The organism is Lysinibacillus sp. FSL R7-0073, assembly GCF_038009065.1.
GTDB classification, from domain to species: domain Bacteria; phylum Bacillota; class Bacilli; order Bacillales_A; family Planococcaceae; genus Lysinibacillus; species Lysinibacillus fusiformis.
In genome coordinates this window covers 3,398,786-3,424,051 of sequence record NZ_JBBPAS010000001.1, presented here as the reverse complement: position 1 = coordinate 3,424,051, position 25,266 = coordinate 3,398,786, and the positions used below count along the sequence as shown (strand labels likewise).

The window sequence follows — 25,266 nt, the reverse complement described above, 5'->3', positions numbered from 1 at the left end:
GACATCTACCATTATTCTTTTTTTCGTTAAGGAAGATATTTATCTGTTGTTACTTCTACATTGTTTTCATTAGATACTGCATATCCACGTACCTCTTTATGATGTGAATTGTAGTAATATTCATAACGTATTGACGGAAGATCTTTATAAAAGACTATTACGTAAGTATCTCCTGTCTTGAAGTTATATTTCGCTTTCTTTGATTTAATATCTACCGTGTAATTTTGCGATTCTAAGAAATTATCAACTTCGTCAACTGTTTTCTCATGTTCTTTCCATTTTACAAAAGAATAGCCAGCTATAATAAAAATTACTATTAAAAACAAAATTGTTAAAAATTTGGTTGTTTTCAAAATAACACCACCTTTTAGTTATTTTGGTATATAATGTAATTAGAATTCTAACATATGTTGAGTTCTAATTACAAATGGAAAGAGGATGATGGTACGATGTTCAAGAAGTTAGCGTTTTTCATGCTGTTTGTTTTATCATTTACTTTACTATTTAGTTTTGGTGGAGAGAAAGCAAGTGCAAGTGAAGAATTATCTAATGCACCAGATTTAAGTTATGAAACCTACGAAAAATTAGTCAATGAAGGGATACTAGGAGAAGATATCTCTTATGATTTATGGGTTTCAATTAATACGGAGTCTTCCGAGGGTGGAGCCTTTTCATCAGGAGTAGATGAACCGACGATATCTACTTTAGCGGCTTACACGTTAAAAACTGGTGATATATTAATTTCTAATGGTACTAGTTCAGCTGGGTTAACTGGACATGCAGGTATTGCAATTAGCACATCAGAAATTTTACACATTTCTGGACCAGGTGCATATCCTACCGTAGTTAGTTTAGATACTTGGGTTTCAATATACGGCAAAGGTAAGGGTGGAAACGTTAAAACGGAAGTATATAGAATTGCTTCTTCATATGATGCATCTCAAGCGGCTAACTGGGCTAGTAATAATTACAAAGGTAAAAAGTATAGCTATGGTATAACTACTACGTTACATAAATTAGATCCTACGTATTGTTCAAAAATAGTATGGCAAGCATATCTGAACGGTCCTTATTCTGCTCAAGTCTTTAATCCAGCTGGAATGATTGTTTTACCTTATAGTCTACCATCATACTTCAAGAAAGAAGCAGACATAAAACAAGTTACAACTATATAACTAAAAAAGAGACAAGCTTATAAATTGCTTGTCTCTTTCTAAATTCCTAAAAGTTGCTTTTTCTTCGCGTCAAATTCTTCTTGCGTTAATATCCCATCGTCTAATAAATCCTTTAATTCTCGAATTTCATCGGCTACATCAAACATGTCCTTTTCAACTTTACTAGTAGGAGCCGTTGACGTATTTGCCATTGCCTTTAGGTTCTCAATCCCACTTTTTATTTCAAGTGCAATATGCGCTGGCACATCGTCAATGATTGCTTTGTTTCCTGTAGATACGATTTCGATACTAGAGCAAACAAGCTTATTAGAAATGTTGATACTGCTAATTGAAGCTAAAGGAATGCTTCTTTCATCGTTTGAAACAATCCCTTTGATTTCATGTAATAAAATACGTTGGTCAGTTACATAAAGCTGTTTGATGCCTTTAACAGATGCACATACAGCAAGTAGAGTTTCACCTTGATCCGTTAAGCGATCATCAAACATTTGAATTTGTTTAGCCATTGCTTTCTTCTTACCAAAGCCAGCAAATTTAATAGTTTCTGCAATTGTATCCATGTCATGCACCCCTTACAGATATTTGTAATCTCATTTTAAAGAAAATCCTGCCAATAGAACATATAAAAAGCTACTCCTTTAATTTGAGTAGCTTGTGAAAATTATTGAATTTGTTTAAGAGCTTCATTCATTTGTTCTTCATTAGATTTTACAGCTTCACTATCTATAGTATCGACACCACGATATGTATATTTCATGTTCTGGAGGTAATCGAAAGCGAAGTTTTTTATTGCCCCTTCACTATCTTTCTCAACGTAATAAGATTTAAAAATGTTTGTTAACATACGTTCATGATTATCGATTTCACTTAGGTAGTTGCCAGATTTATAGTCGTCAACAATAAATGTTGAAAATTCTTTAATTTCTGAATCAGTTGCAGTATATTCCATTAACATTTTTTCAAGTGCATAAAACTTATCAGCAGCAGTATCAGAATTTGAAGCTATTTTTGAAATTTCATCCTGCCAATTAAATACCTCAGTATTTGTATCAGCTTGTTTAGTGTTCGTATCAGTTTGTTCAGTAGTTGAAGTATTTTCTTTAGGAGCAGTTTCTTCTCCACATGCAGTTAGTAAAAGTGCTGACAAAACACCAATATAAAAAATTTTTTTCATAGTTTAAAATCCTCCCTCAATAATTCTATTGTAGGAAATTATGGGAGAATTGTACATATAAAAAACAAACAACTTATCTAGTTATCTATTAATAAGTATATACTCTATTAAGCCAAAAAAATGGATAATTTCCTATTGATAAAGAGTGTGGTTCCTAGTAGAGTTAGAGCAGTAATTTAAGTGCAAAAAAACAAGGTTTAATTGTCGCAACAAAGTCAGTCATACTAACGTTTCGGGGGTATAGGATACTTCCTCCTGGGACGTCAATAAAAGCCATACAGCCAAATGATCTGACCCAAAAAAGTTAGACATATTTAGTTAAGCAACTGCTAAGACCTGAGTTCGGTACTCCACCGGGCTTAGGTCTTTTAATTTTTCTTTCATTCGTTTGTGATTGTAGTAGTGAATATAGTCGTTGAGTTCCTGTTCAAAATGTGCCATGGATTCAAATTCTTGTAGATACAGGAGTTCAGATTTTAATAAGCCAAAGAAATTTTCGATGACTGAGTTGTCCAAACAATTACCCTTACGGGACATACTCTGCGTAATACCATGTTGCTTTAATGTTTGTTGATACTTTTTCATTTGATAATGCCAACCTTGATCTGAATGAAGAATAACTTGATCACTTGATTCGAGGCGCTCCAATGCTTGTTCTAACATATTATGGACTAGTTTATACACTGGACGCTTCATAACCGTGTATGCAATGATTTCGCCATTACATAGATCAAGGACGGGTGATAAATAGCGTTTCTCACCAAATAGATGGAACTCTGTCACGTCTGTTACCCATTTCTCGTTCATTTTTTCCGCTGTAAAATCGCGTTGTAATATGTTTGGGGCAATTTTTCCGACGTTACCTTTATACGAACGATATTTCTTCATGCGGACTTCACACTTTATGCCAATGGCATTCATCAAGCAGTTAATCGTTTTCGGATCATGGTGAATACCAAATTTTTTTAGTTCTTTGGTGATCCGACGATAACCATAACGTCCCTTATGTTCATGATAAATGGACTGAATTGCGACTTTCACATCAGCGTATTTATCATGACGATTCAAACGCTTTTCCCAGTAATAATACGTACTACGTGGAATATCAGCGACTTTGATTAATTCCACTACTTCATAGATTTCCTTTAGTTCATAAATTACTTGCGCTTTGATTTGATTGGTAATTTTTCTTGCATTTGAACTAAAGTATTCAACTTTTTTAAGTACGCATTCTCCATTTCTAATTGTTTGATTCGTGCTTCTAACGCCTCAACAGATCCTTCAGCTGGTGTTGATTTCGTTGTTCTTTTTGTCTCTTTTTTCATAGATGGATGCCCCTTTTTCTTAGAAACAAGGGCATCATAACCACCAACTTCAAACTTCAACTTCCAATTCCGAATCATGCCAGGAGATGAAATATTGAATAGTGCAGCTGTGTCTCTCGAAGATGTACCTGTCTCGTTCATATAATTAAGTACATTCATTTTATAGTCAGCTGAATATTTTGTATAGGACTTTAAGAAAGTCTCTACGCCATTTTTTTGATAACGGCGAACCCATTCACTGACAATCTGAGCTGTCACACCTATATCTTTCGCAATTTCGATCATAGGTTCATTTCCATTTAAATATCGTTGAACTGCTTGAATACGTTGTTCAACACTTACTTTTGCCATAAAAAAAACCCCCGTAAAAGTTAGATTGATGTCCAACTTTTACGGGGCAGTTCACAAAACGGTTGTAAGGCTTTTTATTTTTATACACAAATGTGAATAGCTTTAAAATTTGCCCATAATTTGTCCGATTCAATCTTATTAAAAAGCTTATCAAAGTGAGCGATAGCTCTTTGATTTGTTTCTTCTAATAAATAACCTTAGGTATTCATGTTGTGGTAATACTTGAATGCCCCAAACGAGCTTGAATAACTTTTGGATGCTCACCTTCATGAATTAAAAGAGTTGCTGAAGTATGGTATGGCGTAGGTCCTGAAATGATGTAAATGTATTAATTAGCTATTATGTAAGACTTAGCAACATAGGAAAAATACATTCTATAACTTTTGTTAATTTTGTAATATAATACAGGTAAAAAAGAAATGCGGGATTTTATGTCGGTTACACACAGAGATAGGTATTGGGATATTGTAAAAGGACTAGGAATAATGACAGTAGTATTAGGTCATTCAGGTCTACCTAATCCTATGATTTTATTTATTATTAATTATTTCCACTTAGCGATTTTCTTCTTTGTACCAGGATTCTTATACAGTGATAAACACTCTACGGATCCTCTAGCTTACACAGGTAGGAAATTAAAAGACATTTGGTGGCCAACAATGAAATATGTTATTGTGTTTATTTTACTGCATAACGTATTTTTGAAATTGAATATTTATAGTACTGTAATAGACCAACCTATGATTTATGCTAAACAAGCATATTCAGGAAACGAACATCTTACTAAGATATTTGAAGCCTTGTTAAATTCAATGTATTCAGTTGAAATGGCAGGAGCAATGTGGTTTATTTTTCCTTTATTAGTGACGATGGTTACTTTTTGTGTCATTAGATACACATCACAATTGTTATTGTTAACTGGTATAAAAAAGGAGATTTATTCATTAATTTTCGCTGCTGTTTTGGGTGGAATTGGAGCATATCTTACACTAAATTCTCTAAAATTAGCATGGAGAGCCGATATTGCCTTTTTGGTTATGCCTATTGTGTATGTAGGATTTTTAGCAAAGCTATATTGGAACAAAGTTCCTTTAAAATGGTATTTAGCTATAATTTCTGTTGTAATTCTTTATGTTAGTTATCGGAGAGGTTTAGAAATTAGTTATGCTGCAGGAATAATTGGCAATAGTTCCTTACTATATTATTTTGTTACTTTCGCAGGTATCTATTTGGTTTTATATGCAGCTAAATTAATTAATAATGTGAAATATTTATCTAAAATGTTTGCTTATTTAGGAGAAAAATCATTTCATATAATGGCTTTACATTTCTTAGCTTTTAAAGTGATTAACTATATTGATGTTAAATTAAACCATAAAGAGACATACATGATTGCTCAATTCCCTTCTTCTAACTGGGATTGGTGGTATTTGTATCTGGTTGCCGGATTGGTGATACCTATCGTAGGTGTTTATATTTACGGAAAACTCGAAGAACGAATTAAACTATTTTATATGAAGTTTGCAAATGCTAAATTATAAATATAATATAATGGATTATTTTTTCCATATTGTTCAGTAAGCGCTACTCACAACGAGTAGCGTATTTTTATTGTGAAAGAAGGTGATGAGATGCTATCAATCACTAACTACGAAGAACCTTAACAGAGGCGTTAGTTTGCAGAGTAAAACCAGTTGTGAGGAAAAACATCGATGGTTTATTTGAACTGACATTCAGTGAACATGATAACCCTCATTCCTCACTGTGATAACAGAGGAAGGGGATTATTATATTTCTGTTTGTGCTACTGATACTGGCAACACACTATTAATTATGTGTTTATTGATGATAGCACCACCGATATTCACGAAGTTTATCTTCTGATCATTTAATGTTGCTGTGAATGCAGTTATATTAATTATTGGGGTTGTAGGATTAGCATTAATTTCAATAGTAAACTAACGGGCCAGATTGTTGAGGAACATTTTAGAACAATATTCAGATCTATGTAAATTAATGGACGAACAGCAGACGCAGGCATAGGACTAGCGTTATTTTTATGCAGTAAAAAAGAGGCTCACATAGAAGGAGCCTCTCAATCTCAAAGTAGGCGCAATTGGAATGTCTTTGAATTACGAGCTGAATACTATGAAAAAGGGATGGATCGTATTAACGAAAATAAAAAAGTTTAGGATTATTGTTAGTAGAAATATTAAAAGATTAGAAGCTACAAGTAATATATGACTGTAGCTTTTTATTATGTATAAAGGAGGTGTTGTAATGGACAGTCAAACAGTAGCTTTAATAGGTATTTTATGCACAGTGTTAGGTGCTGTTATCACTGTACTTACCTATAATCGAAATCGAGACAAAGATGTGAAAAATGATGCGTCTGATTCGGCTGTAATACGAACCAAATTAGACAATATTAATGCAGGTGTCGAATCGATTAGAATTGATATTAAAGCACAGGAAATGCGTGTTACAGGGCTATCAGAGCGTGTAATTCGAGTAGAGGAATCAAGTAAACAAGCTCATAAACGTTTGGATAAAATGGAGGGAATTGCACATGAAAATTAATTGGAAAGTACGTTTAAAACATAAGCCATTCTTAGTGGGAACATTTTCTTTGTTGTTGTTATTAATTCAACAAATTGGAACTTTATTTGGTTTTGATACTACAATTTATAATGATCACGTAACCGATATTTTTAATACTGTACTAGCTTTGCTAGTTTTATTTGGAGTAGTGAGTGACCCAACGACGCCGGGTATAAATGATAGTGAAAGAGCCTTGAAATATGACAGGTCAAAGGGTGAGGTTAAATGAGCTACAAATTCAAACAAACTCTTTTACCTTCAACCAAGTATTCAATAAAGGCGCCTTTCATCATGGCACCACAATTCATTACCGTACACAATACAGCCAATGACGCGCCTGCAGTTAACGAAATTTCGTACATGATTGGTAATAACAATCAGATTTCGTATCATGTGGCTGTAGATGATAAAGAGGTTATTCAAGCAATACCTTTTAATCGAAACGCTTGGCATTGTGGGGATGGCGGAGGTAGTAGTGATCCTAACGCTTTAAAGAAAGGTAATCGCCTTTCTATTGGTATCGAAATTTGCTACAGCAAAAGTGGTGACGTTCGTTATGGAGTTGCAGAGGAAAACGCTGTTCAATACATTGCAAAGCTTTTAAAACAATTTGGGTGGGGCATTGAGCGAGTGAAGAAGCATCAGGATTGGAACGGTAAGTATTGCCCACACCGTATATTAACAGAGGGTCGTTGGAATAGTTTCTTGAACCGAATTAAAAAAGCTATGGAGTCAAATGAATCAGAACAACAAATAGTAGAGGATGATGATACGATGAAATTCACTAACACAACCGCCAAAGCTGCAGTACGTGATTACATTCAACAAGCAGTCGATAAAGGATTGATTGATAAATCTTGGTTGGAGAAATTCGATAATGGTACTATGACAAGTGGTGATTTTGAAGGATTAAAAATTATTATTGCACAACGTAGCGCTTAACAGCACATGCCCATTACCTTAATTGGTAATGGGCTTTTTAATAGTTAAATTTAATTTTATGACCTCAAACCAGCTTAACCCCGTTCTAAGTAAGGGACGGGGTTAAAAACATAGTTGAAATTTTAGATTTTTTTATTGTAAAGATAAAAATGCAAAAATAAGAAAATGGTAATAGAAATTCCTTTGATATCCATGTATATTTGTGAGGAAGGGAGATTGAACAAATGAATAAATTGCTTATTTTACTACTTACATTGCTACTAAGTATTTTATTAATAGCTTGTAGCAACGGTGATTATAGTGGTAAGAAAACAGATGGTGCTGATAAAGCATCCGAAGAACCATTAAAAGTTGATAAAGGTCTTATAAATGTTGAAGTTACAATACCAGCTACATTATACGAGGGGCAAGATATAGATTCTATTATTTCTGAGGCAAAAAATAGTGGAATTAAGGAAGTTACTAAAAATGATGATGGTTCTTTAACTTATAAAATGTCAAAATCAGAGCACAAAGAAATGATGAAGGATTTAAAAGAAGGAATTGTAAAAAGTGTAGAAGAGCTAAAAACTAGCGAAGATTTTGCTTCTATAAATGATGTGGCTTATAACAAATCATTTTCTGAGTTTACACTCACAGTAAATAAAGAAAAGTTTGAAGGTAGTTTCGATGCAATAGCGTCTTTTGGGCTAGCTTTAGCAGGTATGTACTACCAATTATTTAATGGTGCTGACGTGAAAGATTATAAAGTCACAATAAATTTTAAAGATGAATCAAATGGAGAAGTATTTGATACTATGGTTTATCCAGAAGCTTTAAATGAAAATGACAACAAGTAAGTTAGATCAACTGAAAATAATGAAGAAAATGAAACAGAGGTAGTGGAAGTTCTGACGATTACTAAAGGTAACACATTAGTAGTTGATAATTACGCAGAAATCACAATTAACAACAATGATTTCGGTAAACAAATTTCACCACCCAATCCGTGTTCCGTGTATACATATTACCAAAATGAAGAGGAAGGGGAAGTGTACTTAGATACTATTATATCTGTAAAAAGTTTACTAACAACAGGTCATCATCTGATGGATTTGTGGATGTGAGAATTATTTATGATGGAAAATATGAATACACAACTTTCTCAACAATAGAAGATCGAGGTGGAGCAGATTTCACATTTACCAATATTACATCGATCGAACCCCTTAAAACTGGTACACTACATTTTATTGCTTCTGTACCAGAACAAGTAGAGAAGGATGGGAAACCATTAAAAGCAATATTAACAGTAAAAGGGAAAACGTATGATCAAATAATTAGATAAATTTTAACTTATTAAGCACTCATATTTGGATGCTTTTTATTGTATCAAAAAGAGGTGAGATCATACAATCACTATAACAAAAAACTAAATCAAAGATTTTTGAGCCAGCTAGGAAAGCAATGTACAGGGCTGTTATAATGATGAACATTGCCACAGCCTTCTAAGCTGTTTAATTATGCCATGCTAGACTTTTTTATTTCTAAAGCCAAGGGAAAGAAGAATAAAAAATACTCCTCTCTTTTAGTAGAAAATGGTTTGCTACAACCAAACCATTTAATGAGAGGAGCACTTTTTACTGAAATTATTAGTAGATCTCTAATAAGTTTTAAGATTTATACGGATAGCAAATTTCGCGGTCTTACCAAACAAACCCCACTGGCCAATATGGCATTTTATAGAGACCGGAAATATTATTCCGTTCCGCTACCTCATCAATCATGTCCATTGTATGCTCATAAGTATCTTCGTTTATTTTCTCGACTGACTCTGGTATACGAATATAGCCCGATAGCAATTCACCAATATGATAAGCATGTTGAAAAACAGCTGCTTCTCCAACAGGTTTGTAATCAGGTATAAAATGAGGCATAACGATGGTATGATCCAAGTTCACATCTTGTAGGGCACCAACGTTCATTGAAAAACCAACACCAGACTTATAAAAACCAACGACTTGAAAATCCATTACTTCAGAAATTAATTCCAAGGAAAATATATCGCCAATTTTATAAATATCCTTATACGCAATTCCCAACACAACACTAATGGGTTTGTTTGGTGCCTCAAGTGTAAAATCAGACTTTTTAAGGTTTCTACCTACATCAATACTATTATCGAAGTGATTAAAAGTGTCTTCACCTAATAAAATCGTTTTTAAAGGTGTTGTCAAAAACTCATTACCTTCCTGATCAAGCGAAACAACATTAACTGGGTTAGAAATAACCTTATCGTTGCCAGCAGCTTGATACTCTTCATATCCATCCACAAAACTTGTTTCGCCCTCATAATTTCCTCTATAAACTAAGGGATATTCATTTACAAGAACATAATTAAAAGCTGTTTTCATTTCATCATACATAGCCTTTACTTCTTCAATCGGCACAGATTTGATGCCATCTGAAAGTTCTTCAAAAGCAAAAACGGTTTTATAGTACGGTTCAAATTCAGGTATATCAGAGATGTAATCTATGTAATCCTCGTAACCATCAAACGACTCTGGCTTTGGTTCCGTTGTTTGTGATTTTTCTGGTTCAACGGTTTCGGTTTGAGGTTGCTGTACATCTGGTACACTTACATCATCTGTTGCACTACATGCAGTCAGCACGACGAGAAACATAATTCCGACAATTGTATAAATAGGCCTTATAAAGCGTAACAATAAGTTTTTTATCTTCATTACCAATTATAGAAAATGCGAGGTGTAGCATTTGGAACAAGGCCAGTAGCTAGAAAAGAAGTTGCATTTGCTCTAATCCCACTATTCAATTGATTATTACCAGTAGTGTTCAGTCGACCATTTGACCAAACTTCTGCACGTGCAGTGAATCTTGGCGCAGTTGCATCTACCCAGCCAGATGAAAAATGGTCACCGCCATGTCCATGTGAAGAATCAACATACCATCGAACATCACTGCCCGTAACTTTATAAGAACTTCTCGTGATACTCATACTTTTGTTGTCAGGTGTTGCAGTACCACTTCCACCACCTGCAGACTTATCCATTATAAACACTTTACCATCCATAGTAATTGATTCTGGTAATTCTACTGGAGTAATCGGCTCTGACAATTCTGTGGCAAATGCCGGAATGCTAGAAAACATAATTCCAGCAACTACCACGATAGGGGCTATCTTGCTTATAAATTTTTTCTTCTTCATACGAATCATCCTTTCTTTTTTCACACTTTGATTTTTTGCTTATAAAACCTACAACCTTTAAAACTATAAAACCTAATTAAACAATAACATATATGTAAATATAAGTAAAATAAACATAATATTTCAATTGTATTATAATTTATAAATCTAACCTAAATAAACACAGTAGTTTTAATAGAAACTGAAGTAAAAAAAAATAAAATTGGTAATTTTTTGAGATATTTGTTGTTATGAATAGTAAAGAACTTATTCAAAACTGAACTGGTGGAATCGGAAGTAATTACATACACTTCTTCCTATATTTGTTGTCGAAAGAAATAGTTACTTATTTTTAGTTTTTTAGGAGGTTTTTAATGAATATAACAATCTGAAAATCAGGAGATTGAGGCCAGTTTACAAAACCTAAACAGGCGGGTTCTCCGTTGGAGTATTCGGTCCAAGAGGTGACCAATTATAAAATAATATATAAAATGAATGTTATCGAATAAAAGTATGTTCATTAAAAATGGATGAACTTAACGGAAATAGAAAAGATAAAATCACTACTTAAAATATCCGGTAAATGCTAGTTAAAAAACTAACATTTACCGGATATTTTTATGACAACATTTGTGTTAATTAGTAATGATTATACGAATTGTCTATTGCGATACCTAACAACTTGACAGAAGTCTAAATGGGGAGTACTATACATTGGTCGCGAAAAAAGCTATCGTGACGTAACATTATTTTAAATTTAATGGAATACTTATAATCTAAATTAATATACATCAAGATTTACATTCAATAAGTAAAAGGTAGGTGCAAGAAATGAGAAATTTATTAAGTAAAAAAGACGACCTATTGAACAACTTTTTTGGAATATATGTAGTAGCTGTTTTAATGTTATGGATTAAAACATATATCTCTCAACAAACACAATTTGACCTAGGCGTAGAAGGAGTTATTCAACAGTTCCTTTTACTATTAAATCCACTTGGTTCTGCAATGCTATTTCTAGGATTTTCATTTATCTTTAGAGGAAAACGAAAATATACATCACTTGTAGTAGTGTACACACTGATGTCTATTCTTTTGTATGCTAATATTGTTTATTACCGATTTTTTAGTGATTTCATTACATTGCCAACACTTTCTCAAACGCAGAACTTTGGTGATTTAGGTGGTAGTGTTCTTTCTTTATTAAAACCATATGATATCTTGTTCTTTGTTGATGTATTCGTAATGTTCTACCTACGATTCTCAAAAAGAATTCAAAAAGATACTAATCGTTTTGGCTACAAAAAGGCAATGGCGATTATTACATGTGCATTAGCAATTTCAATCCTTAATTTAGGGTTAGCGGAGGCTAATCGTCCGCAGCTATTAACAAGAGGTTTTGATAGAAACTATATTGTGAAATATTTAGGAATGTATAACTATACGATTTATGATTCAGTAGAAACGATGAAAGCATCTTCACAAAGAGCTTTGGCGGATAGTAGTGATATTACAGAAGTGATTAACTATACTAAATCTAACTATGCAAAGCCTAATGCTAACTATTTTGGTAAAGCAAAAGGAATGAACGTTATCTATTTACATTTAGAATCATTCCAAAACTTTCTTATCGACTATAAATTAAACGGTGAAGAAGTTACACCATTTTTAAATTCATTAGCAAAAGATAAAAATACATTGTATTTTGATAATTTCTTCCATCAAACTGGACAAGGTAAAACGTCCGATGCAGAATTTATGCTAGAAAATTCTTTATTTGGGCTACCACAAGGTTCTGCTTATATTACAAAAGCACAAAATACGTACCAGGCAGCTCCTAGTATTTTAAAAGATTATGGTTATACATCGGCTGTATTCCATGGTAATAACGGTAGCTTCTGGAACAGAAATGTGATTTATAAATCCTTTGGTTTTGATAAGTTCTATGATGCTAGTTATTATAATACGGGCACTTCAGGTGACATGGCTGAATATGGATTATTAGATAAACCGTTCTTTGAACAATCGCAAAGTCTTTTAAGTTCTTTACCACAACCGTTTTATACAAAATTAATTACGGTTGGGAATCACTACCCATATAAAATGAATCAAGACTTAGTAACAATCGATAAAGCAAATACAGGCGATGCAAGTGTTGATAATTATTTCCAAACTGCTCGTTATGCAGATGAAGCAATCGAACAAGTTTTCCAACAATTAAAAGAATCAGGTTTATATGATCATTCGATGATTGTTCTATATGGCGACCATTATGGTATTTCAGATAATCATAACGCAGCCATGAGTCAAGTAATTGGAAAAGATATTACACCATATGAAAGTGCTAATTTACAACGCGTTCCATTATTCATCCATGTTCCGGGTATGGAGGGTGGTACTAACCATACGTATGGTGGGCAAACAGACCTTCTTCCAACGTTATTACATTTACTAGGAATTGATACGCAACAATTTGTTCAATTTGGATCTGACCTATTGTCAGAAGAGCACCATGAAATTGTGCCATTTAGAAACGGTGATTTTGTCAGCCCTAAAATCTATTCAGTTAATGAAAAATTTTATGATAATGAAACAGGTTTACCACTAGATGATAGTCAATTAGAATCTGCGAGAACAATTAAGAATGAAGTAGATCTTAAATTGCAACTATCTGATAAAGTCGTGAATGGTGACTTATTGAGATTCTATAAGCCAACAGGCTATACGCCAGTTGATCCTTCTCAATTTAATTACTCCAAAGAAGACGATGTAGAATCGCATTAATGGTTATCCTTTGCTAGGCAGGTTAAGAAAATGAGTAAGGTATCTAGGAGAGTAGGTTTGAGTGCTCGGATGATATCTTACCGTTAGCTTGACCTGTTTTTTTATGCCTGATGATTCAGCATTTGCCAAAATAAATAAGTTAAACCTTACAGCTATAAGATTGTAAGGCTTTTTATCTTTTTCCGGAAAGATGCTGTGATTTAATGAAACTAACGAGTCTTAGCAGGAGTTGTGAGAAAATGGAGGAAAACTATCCATATATGAAGAAGTAGTAAAGGGCTTATATTTTTTTCAAGAGGGGGATTCTTTTGCAATTATTGTTTAAATATAATTGGATGGTAAGAGAAGATTGGTTCCGTTGGTGTGAAGAGTTGAGTGAAGAAGAACTTTTAGAAAATAGAACAGGTGGTATGGGAAATATACTACATACACTCTTCCATATAGTGGATGTAGAGTGGAGTTGGATACGCGTTTTACAAGGTAAAGAGGATTTTCAGGAGAATTTTGATGACTATAAAAGCCTTGAAAAAGTTCGGAAATTAACAGCTGAATTTCATTTAGAAGTAGAAAGTTTTGTAAACAAATGGGATGCTAGTATGGAAGAGCGTTTACTTCATCTTCCATTAGAGGATGGAACAATTGAGACGCATACATGGGGTGAAATCATTCGCCATACTATTGCACATGAAATTCACCATATAGGACAATTATCAATTTGGGCTAGGGAGATTGGGAGAAAGCCAGTTTCTGCAAACTTAATTAGACGAGGTCTTTCTTCAGCATTCGTGGATTCGGTAGATGCACTTCAAGCAGACACAAAATAAAAAGCCACTCAGATGAGAGGCAATTTGTCTTTGAATGGTTGAATAGACCTGTGATAAACCTCTCTCTTTAGGGTGAGGTTTATTTTTATGCAATTTGTTTCGTTTTCTTTACATATTCGGTGCCAAAATATGATCTAATAAATACTATCTTTTCATCTTACGAATATATGCTAATTGTCCAATATGGTAGGCATTATGAGTGGCGGCATTTGAAATGATAGCCCACCATTCGGCCTTCACTGGATAACCATTTACAACAGATAGTAGTTGCTCCTCTTCAAGAAGTTCCTGCCACTGAAGTAGCGTTTTTAACAATTTATCCTTTAGCTCCAAGAAAGTGACCTCATCTCTAAGAAGAAAGGTATCATCATTGCTTTTGACTTGTGGACTGGCTTGGACATGATTTTCCTTGTATCTGATTTGCCAAGTTTCATTCCAATAAATGAGATGTTGGACAATTTCAGCGATACTATGACTGGATTCATCGGGTTTCCAAAATGCTTCTTCCTCAGATAGTCCTTCAACTACTTCATGAAATGACATATACCAGCTACGATCATTTGCATTTGCTAGAAGTTGATCTAATAAAATAGTCTTAGCATCCATCATTCACGTTCCATCTCCTTCCTAGTATACTTCTTACTAGTTTATCATGTTAATGACTGGCCTGAAAACAATACATAAATACGAGCTATATCTGTACAAAACATTCGCATAAAAGACTTTTGCTTACGATGAGCAAATTGATATAATAAAGAATTGTACCTATGACACAGCTTGAAAAGAGATTGGAGGAATAAGGTGAAGAAAGAGCAAATTATAGCAAAAGCTATTTGTGTATTTAGAAAAGAAGATGTAATACTTGTCTGTGAAGGCTTTGATGAAGTAAAGGGGACATTTTATTATCGACCAATAGGCGGAAAAATTGAATTTGGTGAGACGAGTTCGAAAGCGGTGAGGCGAGAAATATTGGAAGAAATCAAAGCGAGTATTACTAACTTAAAGCATGTAGGTACAATCGAAAATATATTTACATATAATGGTGATAATAGGCATGAAATAGTGTTTGTCTATGAAGCGGAATTTATTGAAATGTCCTTTTATGAAAAAGCTTCTTTTTGGGGGCAAGAAGATAATGGCATACGCTTCAAACTGCTGTGGAAGCCCATTAGTGACTTCTCAAATAATAAATGTACATTAGTTCCGGATGGATTATTTGAATTGCTCTAGCTTTTACGTAATGACTTGTGTAAGTATCGGATGATTACTAAGCTTAATGGGGTGAGAACTTGAGTAAAACTAGGCTTTTTGTGATGTTCTTATTATTTGCATTTGTAGGCTTGCTTGTAGCCGGTATTTATTCTATTAATAATGTACAAGTTGAAAGCACCTATCTACTTGAAGAACAAAATATTATCGAAAAGAACGGCCAATATTATTTGTTAATTGATGACCGAGAGTTGACTTTATCAAAGAACCTTTACGAAAAAATACAATTAGAAAAGTACAATGAATATAAAATTAATTATGTATACAATCGTTTGATCAATAATGATGGTGATGTCGTGAAGCTTAAAAGATATGGTGAACAGCCATGGGGGAAATAACGAAGCGCTATGAATGTTCAGCATTAATTTTCATTGGTCATGGTTCACGACATTAAGATACATCTGCAATTAATTTGCCTACACCTCTTAACAACCAAAAAACTAATCTGAATGGGAATAAAAACAGTTCTGGTATCCAAAAAAGCACATCTAGAAATAATTCAAATAGGGAGTAATTCTTCTTTTCTTTGCTTTTTCTCGTTTTTCTTCTCTTACTTTGCCACCATTCATTCATAAAACAAACCCCGTTTCCCAAAATTCAGTCGAATCATATAACTTTTATTAAATAATTTTACGTTCCAGATTTGATTTAGATTCATTTTTTGTAGCGTTTCATTTTTTTATAATAGCCAGTTACTCACTATTATTCGAGTAACTGGCTATTTATTTAATCCATGTGGTTAAGGAGATTATAATGGTATATAGAGTTTAATAATATGATCATGATTGTTCATAGCTGCTAGATCATCCCATTGTTCGATATCAAATGGTCGCGGGGTTACATAGTTATTGTCTTCTAACCACTCATTCATAGCCATATAGGTACTATCGATACCTTCCTCAGGTCCTTGGTGCTTAAATACTAAAAATTCACCGTTAGGAATGGTATGTGTAATCATATCGTTTGGTACAAATGAAAAATCACTTACTCCCACTGCTACAATATGTGTATAAGGAGTGTCAGGTGTCCATTCTTCTTCATCATATACTTGGATAAGAAAAATGCTATCCTCGATCCTATTTTTTATGTAAGGGATTTGAATTAAAACTTGTTCTCGTAGATTTTTTACAATGTTAAAATGAATGTCCTCGTTTAGACTGGCCTTAGTAGAAAATCCTATGAAATTCATCTTTTGTTTATGGACCTTTTCAACATCTATTAATAACATTTGCTCACTAACCTTTCTGTTTTAGAATAACTTAGCATAATATTGTTGGTACATAATCAAAAAGGTTCGTGGCATCCTGATTATCTACATACTCTCAAACATTTCATAGACAATTAATCTTGCCCTTTTCTTTTTGTCATAATGAGTATAATCCCCCATGTTAAATATAGAATACAAGCCATTATAAGGCTATACAATAATACCGATATAGAGGTTGGTGCCCACACCTTAATAAAGGTCCAATTTAAACCGCCAAGTAATACTTCTGGTGCCATAAAAAGTGCTGTTATCAGTATGGCAACGAGTAATGAGTGGGAAACTAATATAATTATTCTCTTGTAAGTTAGCTTAGTCAATTGGCGTCTTTTTTTATAAATGTTTGTGGCAGTTTTGATTAAAAGATAGCAAAGGATTAGACAGATTCCTATTATAATGATACTTATTATCGTGACGATTTTATCTAGCTTTTGATAGCTATTAGCATGTTGTGGAGCCGTCGTTTTACCTTCCCACAAATCCATGATTCCTTGGCCGATAGCAGTTGTCGAGCTTGTATTCATATTGGCTAAGATTGCAACCCCTATTTGCTCCTCAGGCTGCATAATGAAATACGATGTAAAAGTCGGATTTTCTCCAGCATGGTAAATGTATGGCTTGTTATCATTTTTAACCACTGCCCAACCGGTAGCATAATAAGTATTTGTATCAAAAGGCTCTACAGAGTGGTCAGGGATATGTGATTCTTTAATGGTGTTAGCATCAATTGAATAAATTTCACTATTGCCCAACTGTAATTTCAACCATTTTGCAATATCATTTGCGTTACTGATCACATAGCCAGCGGGGATATTTCCACGGTAGATAGGGGGTGTAAAAGGTCGCTCTTTCATAAGCCCTATTTTATAACCCAATGCCATATGAGGGGATTCTACTTGATGAATTCCTACAAACGATTCATACATACCAATAGGTTCTAAAATCTTTTGTTTGACGTATTGATCATATGGTAGTTTGGATACTTGTTCAATGATTAGTCCTAACACATCATAATTAATCGTTGCATACTCAAAAGAGCTTCCTGGTTTTCGATTTAATGTTTGATTTAGTAATGTTTTGACCGTTTGTTCAAGGGCATTTTTGGCTGTGCTTTCGGGAATTTGAACAATGGAATTAGAAGGAATCCCACTTGTATGCGACAGTAACTGCTGAATTGTTATAACTTCCTTTTTTCCATTATAGGTTAATGTTAACCATGGGATATATTTTTGAATATCATCTGAACGTTTCAGTACTCCCTTTTTTTCCAATTGAAGAATGGCAAGGCCAGTAAAGGCTTTAGATGTGGAGCCTAGCTCAAAAAGAGTATCTGAAGTAACGGGTGTCTTTGACTTCGTATCTGCATACCCAAAGCCTTGTTGATATACGGTTACCCCCTTATCAACAATAATTACTGAAAGGCCAGGGATTTTACTAAGGGCTTGTTGTTCCTCAATAAAGTGTTCAATTTTACGAATTTTGTCATCGGATATTGCGTGTGCGAATTGTGGTAACATCGTACAAAATACTAGCATTACAGCAATCACAACAGATTTTTTAATAAATAGTGTCATGCTCATTTCTCCTTAACATATAAATTGCTTGTTACAACAAGGATTACTATAACAAGCAATTTATGGTCAAACTATCGATTAACATGACTATTCCATGGAGTACATGACAATTTTGTCATATAAGAGAAAAGGGCTACTCCTATAGTAAATAGGAGAGCCCTAATAAGATTATTTTGTTTGCTCTGGAAGTAAATCGTTCCCGTGAATGATTAACTTCGATGCCGAAATCAGAATGTCTCTATTTTCCAAATAATATGGATCTAAAATTTTATAAAAGGCTTCCCATTGGGCAGCAGCCTTTTCATCTTCACCTTTTTGATCTAAGGCATTTGCTTCCTCATAGAGCTGTTTTAGTTTTGTGTAATCTGATTCGCTAATGTCAAATTCGATATCTGACATATATTCTTCAAAGGAAACTGGCTTATAATATGAATTAATGACTTCGTAGAATTGATCCCATAGCTTGATGGAAAGCTCTTCGTTTTTATCTTTATCTGCTTTTTGAGCTTCCTCATAGATCGCCTTTAGCTTTACGAGATCCTCTTTTGTTATGTCTAAATCCATATCAGCCATATACTGCTCAAAAGTTAGTGGAGGATATAGCTCTTGGAAGTATGCCTCTAAAATAGTAAAGATTTTATCTATTTTTTCTTGTGCCTCATCTGATTTATCTTCTTTAGTGAATTTTACCCAGTCAGCATAAAGTACTTTAAGCTGTTCTTTATCTTGTTTTTTGATGACGATATTTTGCTCAGCAAAAGCAGCTTCATTAATAAAATCTTCAAAAGGCTCAGGCTGCCAATTTGCCAATTCATAAGGTCTTGTAATTTTATTCATAGCCTGATAAACTCGGTCCATTTCTTCATAATTCTCTTCTTTTTCTGCCTTTTTCATGTCAGTGAAGAGCTTTTCTAATTGAACTAACTCTTCTTTTGTAACTTCTTTAGGTAAGCTTTTTTTATACACATCAAATGTATAGAAATCTGAGTAATCTTCTACAATGCTTCCTTCAACAGCGATTTCCTGTCCTTCTACTAGCTTTAATTGTTCGATTTGCTTGTCAGAGAATTTGTGTAAGCCAATAAAATAATTTTTGCCATCGGCTCCTTTAATAGAGAGGCCATCGCCATCAAAGTACTTAATGGTACCTTTTATCTTTTGTTCTACTTGTATAGTGACTTGTTTAGTTGTATCAACTGATGTTGCACCAGCTTGAAGCGGGGTCATTACGGCCATTCCTAGTGTTAATGCGGAAGCTAAAATCCAAGTTTTCTTAAAAGGTTTTTTCATCTTTATCCATTCTCCTTTAGGTTAACTTCTGTTACCAATTATTAGACGTTTTACCAAATGAAAAAGTTTTATCTTTTTTTAAAAAACTTTAAAAAGAATATGGTGGTTTTTAAGGCAAAAAAGGCATCCCTTTTTAAGGGAATGCCTTTTTTATAATGAAACAAGGGTAAGCCATTGAGTTTCACTAAGCGGTCAAGCTATAGCACTACAACCATCGAGCGTGAGCTTCTCTCATTCATATTTCATCCTGGAAATAAATTTTATAAAATTTTCGATTTGTTGCCTCATCATAGCCAACTTCAATCAGTTCGTCTATTTGATCGATATGCTGAATATTGACTTGAATTTCAATATTGGAATCAAGCTTTATTTTACGTTTATATTTCTTTTCAGCTTTTTCTAGTGCGCTGTCAGAAATAACAGTTTCATAAGGTTTGACTGAATTGACGAGGATATCCTTTTGGGTAGCATCCGCTTGCTCAAATACGGTTTCAATATAGTGGTCAACTTGAAACTCCTCTTCATTTCTAAAATAATCTAACGTTTTATTTAAAAAGCCCAGCTTCTCTGTGTTCGAGTAATTCTCTTCTTTTAAAATATACTTCTTACATTCATTGAGCGCTAAATCGGTTTTATGATAATGTTCATCTGCTGCTTTAATTTTTAAGAATCGTTCTTGCCAGTAGACGATATCCTCTTTTCGCTTCGTCTTTATAAATACAGCAGGGGGTTGCTCTTGTCCCACATCTACGATGATGGCCATATTATTAATTTTTTTCACATTTATACCATCCACACCGTGAATGATCATTTTGTTATTGTCATTTTTGACATCTAAAAACATTTCTTTTTCATCAATTTTAACAATGGCAATGACCTTTTTAACCTCATTTAATAGAAAACAATTTTCAAACAAGCCAATAAATAGCTCTCCGCTTTTGATATTTGGGTGCTGGGATACACTATGTAAGTGCTTCGCCATATTTTGAGATTGTTCAAGAAAGCTACTGTCCTGCTCGAATATTTTTTTTGAATAGGCAAAAACTTCATTTAGCGCAATATCTGTTTCATGGAAAAATTCATATTGCTGCTCCAGCTCTATTTTACTAAATGCAAGCTGTGTAAATGCAGCTTCTAACATGAGCTCTGGCTGTGTAAATGCCTCTTCTCCTAAAAGAAGAGTCGCCTCGCTCAAATAATGGATACTATAGTGGGCTAAATTACTTTCATTAACTTCTAGCATATATGTCACCTTCTAATTTTTCATAGTAGCTAGTATACCATATCTTATTTTATAGATTTCAATGATCCGAATAAATAAAAGGGGATATTAAGGACTGAGGAAAGCTAATGAATCATTAAGCTAAAAATACATCCCAATGCTAGCACTATGTCATGGAAAGATGTTGACGTTTAGAAGTTTAAAATAGGACCGCTTAGATAATGATAAAAACATGTAGTAATTCTATGTTCGATTGTATTAAAGAGGGTGATCATTATGTGGGAAAGGATAATATTCTACATACCACATTGGCAAGTTTTTATGCAGGCTTTTTTAGTATTCATTATTCCATTTTTAATTTTCAAATTATTTAATGGTTTATTACTTGAAAAAAAGAATAATGGCAAGATCGACATGAAAGAATATTCGAACCAAAAGGAAGTAGATCAGCCATCTGGTCAAGAAACAGTTGCCCCGATTACAGGTGATTTTAACAAAGATTTTGAACAAATAAAAAAAGAACTTGGGCATAATTGGGATGCCCACTTTAGAGAGTTTCACATAGGAAACACTGATATTCGTGCGGCCATTGTTTTTCTGGAAGGACTGGCAGATAAAGTGCAAATCGAAGAGCATATTTTGACTTCGATTATGGAACGTTTTTCGGACACATCCGCCTCTACTTTAACAGAAAACGGCAATCTGCAGAACCTCATGAAAAATAATATACCTATCGGGGATATACTAGAAGAATCAACGATGCAAGGAATAGTAAGTAAAGTATTAACAGGGTATACAGCTTTATTTGTAGATGGTATGCCTAATGTTTTATTACTTTGTACGATAAATGGCAAGACGCGTAATATTGAGGAGCCTATTTCAGAAGCGGTTGTTAGAGGGCCAAGAGTAGGCTTTACAGAAAGATTAAGTGACAATACGGCCCTTCTAAGACAGCAAGGTGAAAATCAGCAATTATCTATCATTCAGATGGCAGTGGGGGAGAGGGTAAAAAAGGAGCTAGTTATTGCCTATATGGATGAGATAGTAGATCCAGAGTTGGTGGAGGAGGTAAAAAAACGGATACAAACAATCGACCTTGATACCCTATTAGAATCGGGCTATATAGAGCAATTAATTGAAGATAATTTTCTGAGCCCTTTTACACAAGTGCAGAACACGGAGCGTCCTGATCGAGTATATGGGGCATTAATGGAGGGGCGAGTTGCCATTATATTAGATGGCACACCATTCGCTTTAATTGTACCAGTTACCATTAATATGCTACTACAATCGCCAGAAGATTATTATGAACGATGGTTTGCTAGTTCGCTCATTCGTCTTCTACGATACTTAGCAGCTGGGATTACACTTTTTGGTCCATCCATGTATATTGCTTTTGTGTCGTTCCATCAGGGATTAATCCCAACTAAGCTAGCACTGTCCATGATGTCCACAAGGGAAGGAGTTCCATTTCCTGCGTTAATCGAGGCGCTAATTATGGAGGTAGCAATCGAAATTTTACGAGAAGCTGGACTTCGTTTACCCAAGCCGATCGGTCCCACAATGGGAATCGTCGGTGGTCTTGTTATTGGAGAAGCAGCTGTCCAAGCTGGAATTGTAAGTCCAATTATGGTTATCGTCGTTGCTTTAACCGCTATTTCATCCTTTGCTATCCCTCAATATAACGCTGGGATTACATTACGAATGCTCCGATTTGTTGCCATGTTTTTCGCTGCAATATTTGGTCTTTACGGGGTCATTTTATTTTTCCTGTTCCTTTGCAGTCATTTAGTGAAGCTGAAAAGTTTTGGTGTTCCTTATGTTAGTCCAACTGTCCCATATAGAGCAGGGGATTGGAAAGATTTTATGGTACGTATGCCATTAATGATGATGAAACGCCGACCAAAATTATTACAGCCAAAAGACTCTGTTCGTAAAGGGGAAATAAGAGGAAAGGAAAATAATAGCCATGATCACCAGTCCAAAAGATAAAATTACGACGTCCCAAACAATGGTCATTATTATTAATTATATTCTTGCAACTGGCATCCTCACCTTGCCTCGTGCCTCGGTAGAGAAGGTAAAAACGCCAGATGTTTGGATTAGTGTTTTTTTAGGTGGCCTTGTCGCCATGATTGCAGGTGTGATTATCGTCAAGCTAAGTCAACAATATCCAGACAAGACATTTTATCAATACAATCAAGATATTATTGGGAAATGGCTAGGCTGGTTGATTAGTGCACTTGTCATTACTTATTTCTTTACGATTTCTGCATTTGAGGTACGAATCATGGCTGAAGTAACCTCCCTATTTTTATTGGAGGGAACACCCACATGGGCTATTATTCTACCCTTTTTATGGGTGGGGCTCTATTTGGTGAGTGGTGGGATTAATTCGATCGGTCGATTATTCGAAATTATATTTCCCATTACCTTTGTGATTTTTTTACTTGTCGCTTTTTTAAGCTTAGGAATTTTTGAGATAGATAATCTTCGACCTGTTTTAGGGATGGGAGTTGTTCCCATGTTGAAAGGAATCAAAACGGCGACATTAGCGTTTCTAGGACCTGAGATTATGCTGCTTTTAGTGGCATTTATGTACCCATCTGATAAAAAGAAAGCAGTCAAAGTCGTCTTAGTGGGCATAGCGATTCCATTACTTTTTTATGTTATTACAGTTGTAATGGTGATAGGCGCTCTTTCCATTGAAGGGGTTCTGACAAGAACATGGCCAACAATCGAACTTATGCGGAGTTTTGAAATTCCAGGATTAATTTTCGAGCGCTTTGAATCATTTTTACTTGTTATTTGGATTATGCAAATTTTTGCTACCTTCACCATTACCTATTATGCTGCCGCTTTAGGATTAGCTCAGCTTTTTAAGAAAAGCATACACCCTTTTCTATATGGGTTATTACCGATTATTTATATTATCGCGATGACACCTAAAAATATTAATGACTTGTTTAAGTTTGGCCATAAGATCGGTCATGCTGCGTTATTTTTATTTGGTGTATTACCCATAACTTTACTCCTTATATCAAAACTGAAAGGCGATAAAACATGAAGAGACCCTATCGATATTTGCGTATTTCTCTTGTGGTAATGGCATCTCTCCTACTTACTGGCTGCTGGAGTAGTAAAGAGATTGAGGATTTAGGATTGATTGTTGGTACCTCATTGGATTTAGCAACAGGAGAGGCTACGACTGAGGAACAAACAGAGGCTAAATATGCTAATAGAACGTTGCTTACCGTTACGAATCAATTGGTCACTTCTGAGACAACTGTTACTGGAATGAAAGATGGAACATTACGAGAAAAGGCATATAAAAATGTTTCTGAAACAGGGGATGTTGTTTTACCTACTTTACGAAATATGCTATTAAAGTCAGACAAACATTCATTTGCAGAGCATTCCAAGGTCACAATTATTGGCGAGGATCTTGCCAGCACTATTAACTTACAGCAATTGTTGGATTTTTTTCTAAGAGAGCTCGAAATACGACCAAGCGGACTTCTTCTTATTGCTCAGGGGCGGGCAAGTGAGACACTTGAAACGAATGAACCAACGAAAATCCCTGCCTTTCAATTGGTCGAGATGATGGGGGGGCATGAAAGAACAACTAAAATATTGCCACCTATGACCATTGCGAAATTAGAAGGAAAATTATATTCGGATTCAAGCTTTTTATTACAAAACGTTATTTCAGAAGATGGAGAAGTAAAGTTTGTAGGCGCTGCTGTCATTGATGGGAAAACTAAAAAACTTCGAGGTTTTTTGAATGAAAGCGACTTAGAGGGCATTGCATGGATCACAGGAAAAGGTAAAGGAGGTTTAGTAAAGAGTTTTGATAAAGAATCGGGCTCACCTCTCGTTTATGAAATCATGTCTATGAAAAGTAAGATCGTACCAAAAGTAGATGGTGACCATATTTCTTTTACAGTGAAAATTCAAACTGAAGGAAGAATTGCTGAACATTGGGTACTGTCAGATAAAGCATTTAATAATAAATTTTTAAAAAAAGCGGAGAAAACAATCGAGCAAGAAATTGAAAGATTAGTGATGAAAACGTCTGAAAAGCTTCAACAAGAATATCAAACAGATGTTTCAGGATTCGGTAATAAATTAAGAATTAAGTATCCAAAAGAATGGGAAAAGATAAAAAAAGATTGGGATGAAATATTTAGTGAGGTACCTATAAAATGTGAAGTGAACGTAACCATCAAGGATTATGGAACGTCAGGTGATTAATACGTTAATCGCCTTTTTTTATATTTATTCCCA

Annotated in this window: 27 protein-coding genes; 15 read left to right on the top strand and 12 right to left on the bottom strand. The window is 34.3% G+C overall.

Going from position 1 to position 25,266, the window contains the following annotated elements; translation table 11 throughout:
• Positions 1–26: 26 nt before the first annotated feature.
• Positions 27–353, bottom strand: coding sequence for a DUF3139 domain-containing protein (locus tag MKY88_RS17050; protein WP_340814229.1), 327 nt, complete (start codon positions 351–353; stop codon positions 27–29).
• Between the two features lie 96 nt (positions 354–449).
• Here MKY88_RS17050 and MKY88_RS17045 point away from each other — a divergent pair, with 96 nt between their 5' ends.
• Complete coding sequence (locus tag MKY88_RS17045) at positions 450–1,175, top strand: hypothetical protein (RefSeq protein WP_069482261.1); 726 nt, start codon at positions 450–452, stop codon at positions 1,173–1,175.
• Between the two features lie 38 nt (positions 1,176–1,213).
• On the opposite strand, the gene MKY88_RS17040 is transcribed toward MKY88_RS17045, so the two are convergent.
• The 3 genes from MKY88_RS17040 to MKY88_RS17030 all read right to left on the bottom strand — a co-directional run bounded on the left by MKY88_RS17040 (position 1,214) and on the right by MKY88_RS17030 (position 4,025).
• Positions 1,214–1,735, bottom strand: a complete 522-nt coding sequence (locus MKY88_RS17040) for an SHOCT domain-containing protein (RefSeq protein ID WP_340814227.1) — start codon at positions 1,733–1,735, stop codon at positions 1,214–1,216.
• Positions 1,736–1,836: 101 nt separating this feature from the next.
• Complete coding sequence (locus MKY88_RS17035; RefSeq protein WP_340814225.1) at positions 1,837–2,349, bottom strand: hypothetical protein; 513 nt, start codon at positions 2,347–2,349, stop codon at positions 1,837–1,839.
• Positions 2,350–2,667: 318 nt separating this feature from the next.
• A protein-coding gene (locus MKY88_RS17030; RefSeq protein ID WP_340812835.1) for an IS3 family transposase occupies positions 2,668–4,025 on the bottom strand; the annotation gives its coding sequence in 2 pieces (ribosomal slippage) (positions 2,668–3,572 and positions 3,572–4,025; 1,359 coding nt in all).
• A 419-nt stretch (positions 4,026–4,444) separates the two neighbouring features.
• Here MKY88_RS17030 and MKY88_RS17025 point away from each other — a divergent pair.
• The 7 genes from MKY88_RS17025 to MKY88_RS16995 all read left to right on the top strand — a co-directional run bounded on the left by MKY88_RS17025 (position 4,445) and on the right by MKY88_RS16995 (position 8,895).
• Positions 4,445–5,566, top strand: coding sequence for an acyltransferase family protein (locus MKY88_RS17025; RefSeq protein ID WP_332838549.1), 1,122 nt, complete (start codon positions 4,445–4,447; stop codon positions 5,564–5,566).
• Between the two features lie 739 nt (positions 5,567–6,305).
• Positions 6,306–6,605 carry a hypothetical protein gene (locus MKY88_RS17020; protein WP_193832725.1) on the top strand — a complete coding sequence of 100 codons (300 nt, stop codon included), beginning with the start codon at positions 6,306–6,308 and terminating at the stop codon, positions 6,603–6,605.
• Entirely contained in the window at positions 6,595–6,855 is a 261-nt protein-coding gene (locus MKY88_RS17015; protein ID WP_340814222.1) for a phage holin, read from the top strand. Before MKY88_RS17020 ends, MKY88_RS17015 begins: the two co-directional genes overlap by 11 nt.
• Positions 6,852–7,568: a peptidoglycan recognition protein family protein gene (locus MKY88_RS17010; protein WP_340814220.1), complete on the top strand. Its 717-nt coding sequence runs from the start codon at positions 6,852–6,854 to the stop codon at positions 7,566–7,568. Before MKY88_RS17015 ends, MKY88_RS17010 begins: the two co-directional genes overlap by 4 nt.
• A gap of 224 nt (positions 7,569–7,792) precedes the next feature.
• On the top strand, positions 7,793–8,407 hold the full coding sequence (locus MKY88_RS17005; protein ID WP_340814219.1) for a hypothetical protein: 615 nt from the start codon (positions 7,793–7,795) through the stop codon (positions 8,405–8,407).
• A 42-nt stretch (positions 8,408–8,449) separates the two neighbouring features.
• A complete protein-coding gene (locus tag MKY88_RS17000) occupies positions 8,450–8,674 on the top strand; it encodes a hypothetical protein (RefSeq protein WP_340814218.1) in 225 nt (74 codons plus the stop codon).
• Positions 8,671–8,895: a hypothetical protein gene (locus tag MKY88_RS16995; RefSeq protein ID WP_258268801.1), complete on the top strand. Its 225-nt coding sequence runs from the start codon at positions 8,671–8,673 to the stop codon at positions 8,893–8,895. Before MKY88_RS17000 ends, MKY88_RS16995 begins: the two co-directional genes overlap by 4 nt.
• A 358-nt stretch (positions 8,896–9,253) precedes the next feature.
• Here the strand turns inward: MKY88_RS16995 and MKY88_RS16990 are convergent, their stop codons facing one another.
• On the bottom strand, positions 9,254–10,273 hold the full coding sequence (locus MKY88_RS16990) for a hypothetical protein (protein WP_340814217.1): 1,020 nt from the start codon (positions 10,271–10,273) through the stop codon (positions 9,254–9,256).
• 17 nt (positions 10,274–10,290) lie between these two features.
• Entirely contained in the window at positions 10,291–10,773 is a 483-nt protein-coding gene (locus tag MKY88_RS16985; protein WP_328204096.1) for a hypothetical protein, read from the bottom strand.
• An 810-nt stretch (positions 10,774–11,583) separates the two neighbouring features.
• Here MKY88_RS16985 and MKY88_RS16980 point away from each other — a divergent pair.
• The gene (locus MKY88_RS16980; protein WP_340814215.1) at positions 11,584–13,536 is read left to right on the top strand and encodes an LTA synthase family protein; all 1,953 of its coding nucleotides are present in this window, start codon (positions 11,584–11,586) and stop codon (positions 13,534–13,536) included.
• A gap of 308 nt (positions 13,537–13,844) precedes the next feature.
• Positions 13,845–14,360, top strand: a complete 516-nt coding sequence (locus tag MKY88_RS16975) for a DinB family protein (protein WP_069482249.1) — start codon at positions 13,845–13,847, stop codon at positions 14,358–14,360.
• Between the two features lie 144 nt (positions 14,361–14,504).
• Here MKY88_RS16975 and MKY88_RS16970 read toward each other — a convergent pair whose 3' ends face one another.
• Positions 14,505–14,969: a DinB family protein gene (locus MKY88_RS16970; protein WP_069482248.1), complete on the bottom strand. Its 465-nt coding sequence runs from the start codon at positions 14,967–14,969 to the stop codon at positions 14,505–14,507.
• A gap of 192 nt (positions 14,970–15,161) precedes the next feature.
• Between MKY88_RS16970 and MKY88_RS16965 the strand changes: the two genes are divergently transcribed.
• Together MKY88_RS16965 and MKY88_RS16960 are read left to right on the top strand one after the other, a co-directional pair.
• Positions 15,162–15,590: an NUDIX hydrolase gene (locus tag MKY88_RS16965; RefSeq protein WP_069482247.1), complete on the top strand. Its 429-nt coding sequence runs from the start codon at positions 15,162–15,164 to the stop codon at positions 15,588–15,590.
• Positions 15,591–15,649: 59 nt separating this feature from the next.
• On the top strand, positions 15,650–15,967 hold the full coding sequence (locus MKY88_RS16960) for a hypothetical protein (RefSeq protein ID WP_069482246.1): 318 nt from the start codon (positions 15,650–15,652) through the stop codon (positions 15,965–15,967).
• A 52-nt stretch (positions 15,968–16,019) separates the two neighbouring features.
• Here MKY88_RS16960 and MKY88_RS16955 read toward each other — a convergent pair whose 3' ends face one another.
• The 5 genes from MKY88_RS16955 to MKY88_RS16935 form a co-directional block, all read right to left on the bottom strand.
• Positions 16,020–16,202, bottom strand: a complete 183-nt coding sequence (locus MKY88_RS16955) for a hypothetical protein (RefSeq protein ID WP_340814214.1) — start codon at positions 16,200–16,202, stop codon at positions 16,020–16,022.
• Between the two features lie 175 nt (positions 16,203–16,377).
• Positions 16,378–16,857: a GyrI-like domain-containing protein gene (locus tag MKY88_RS16950; protein WP_291756726.1), complete on the bottom strand. Its 480-nt coding sequence runs from the start codon at positions 16,855–16,857 to the stop codon at positions 16,378–16,380.
• 113 nt (positions 16,858–16,970) lie between these two features.
• Complete coding sequence (locus MKY88_RS16945; protein ID WP_340814212.1) at positions 16,971–18,467, bottom strand: serine hydrolase domain-containing protein; 1,497 nt, start codon at positions 18,465–18,467, stop codon at positions 16,971–16,973.
• 168 nt (positions 18,468–18,635) lie between these two features.
• A complete protein-coding gene (locus tag MKY88_RS16940; RefSeq protein WP_340814211.1) occupies positions 18,636–19,757 on the bottom strand; it encodes a hypothetical protein in 1,122 nt (373 codons plus the stop codon).
• A gap of 235 nt (positions 19,758–19,992) precedes the next feature.
• Entirely contained in the window at positions 19,993–21,000 is a 1,008-nt protein-coding gene (locus tag MKY88_RS16935) for a hypothetical protein (RefSeq protein WP_328204115.1), read from the bottom strand.
• A gap of 255 nt (positions 21,001–21,255) precedes the next feature.
• On the opposite strand from MKY88_RS16935, the gene MKY88_RS16930 reads away from it, so the two are divergent.
• Genes MKY88_RS16930 through MKY88_RS16920 form a run of 3 tightly spaced genes read left to right on the top strand, consistent with a single transcriptional unit; the run spans position 21,256 to position 25,233 of the window.
• The gene (locus tag MKY88_RS16930) at positions 21,256–22,971 is read left to right on the top strand and encodes a spore germination protein (protein WP_328204116.1); all 1,716 of its coding nucleotides are present in this window, start codon (positions 21,256–21,258) and stop codon (positions 22,969–22,971) included.
• A complete protein-coding gene (locus tag MKY88_RS16925) occupies positions 22,949–24,046 on the top strand; it encodes a spore germination protein (protein WP_340814210.1) in 1,098 nt (365 codons plus the stop codon). The genes MKY88_RS16930 and MKY88_RS16925 overlap by 23 nt, the downstream gene beginning before the upstream one ends.
• A complete protein-coding gene (locus MKY88_RS16920; RefSeq protein ID WP_340814209.1) occupies positions 24,043–25,233 on the top strand; it encodes a Ger(x)C family spore germination protein in 1,191 nt (396 codons plus the stop codon). The genes MKY88_RS16925 and MKY88_RS16920 overlap by 4 nt, the downstream gene beginning before the upstream one ends.
• The last annotated feature ends 33 nt before the right edge of the window (positions 25,234–25,266 follow it).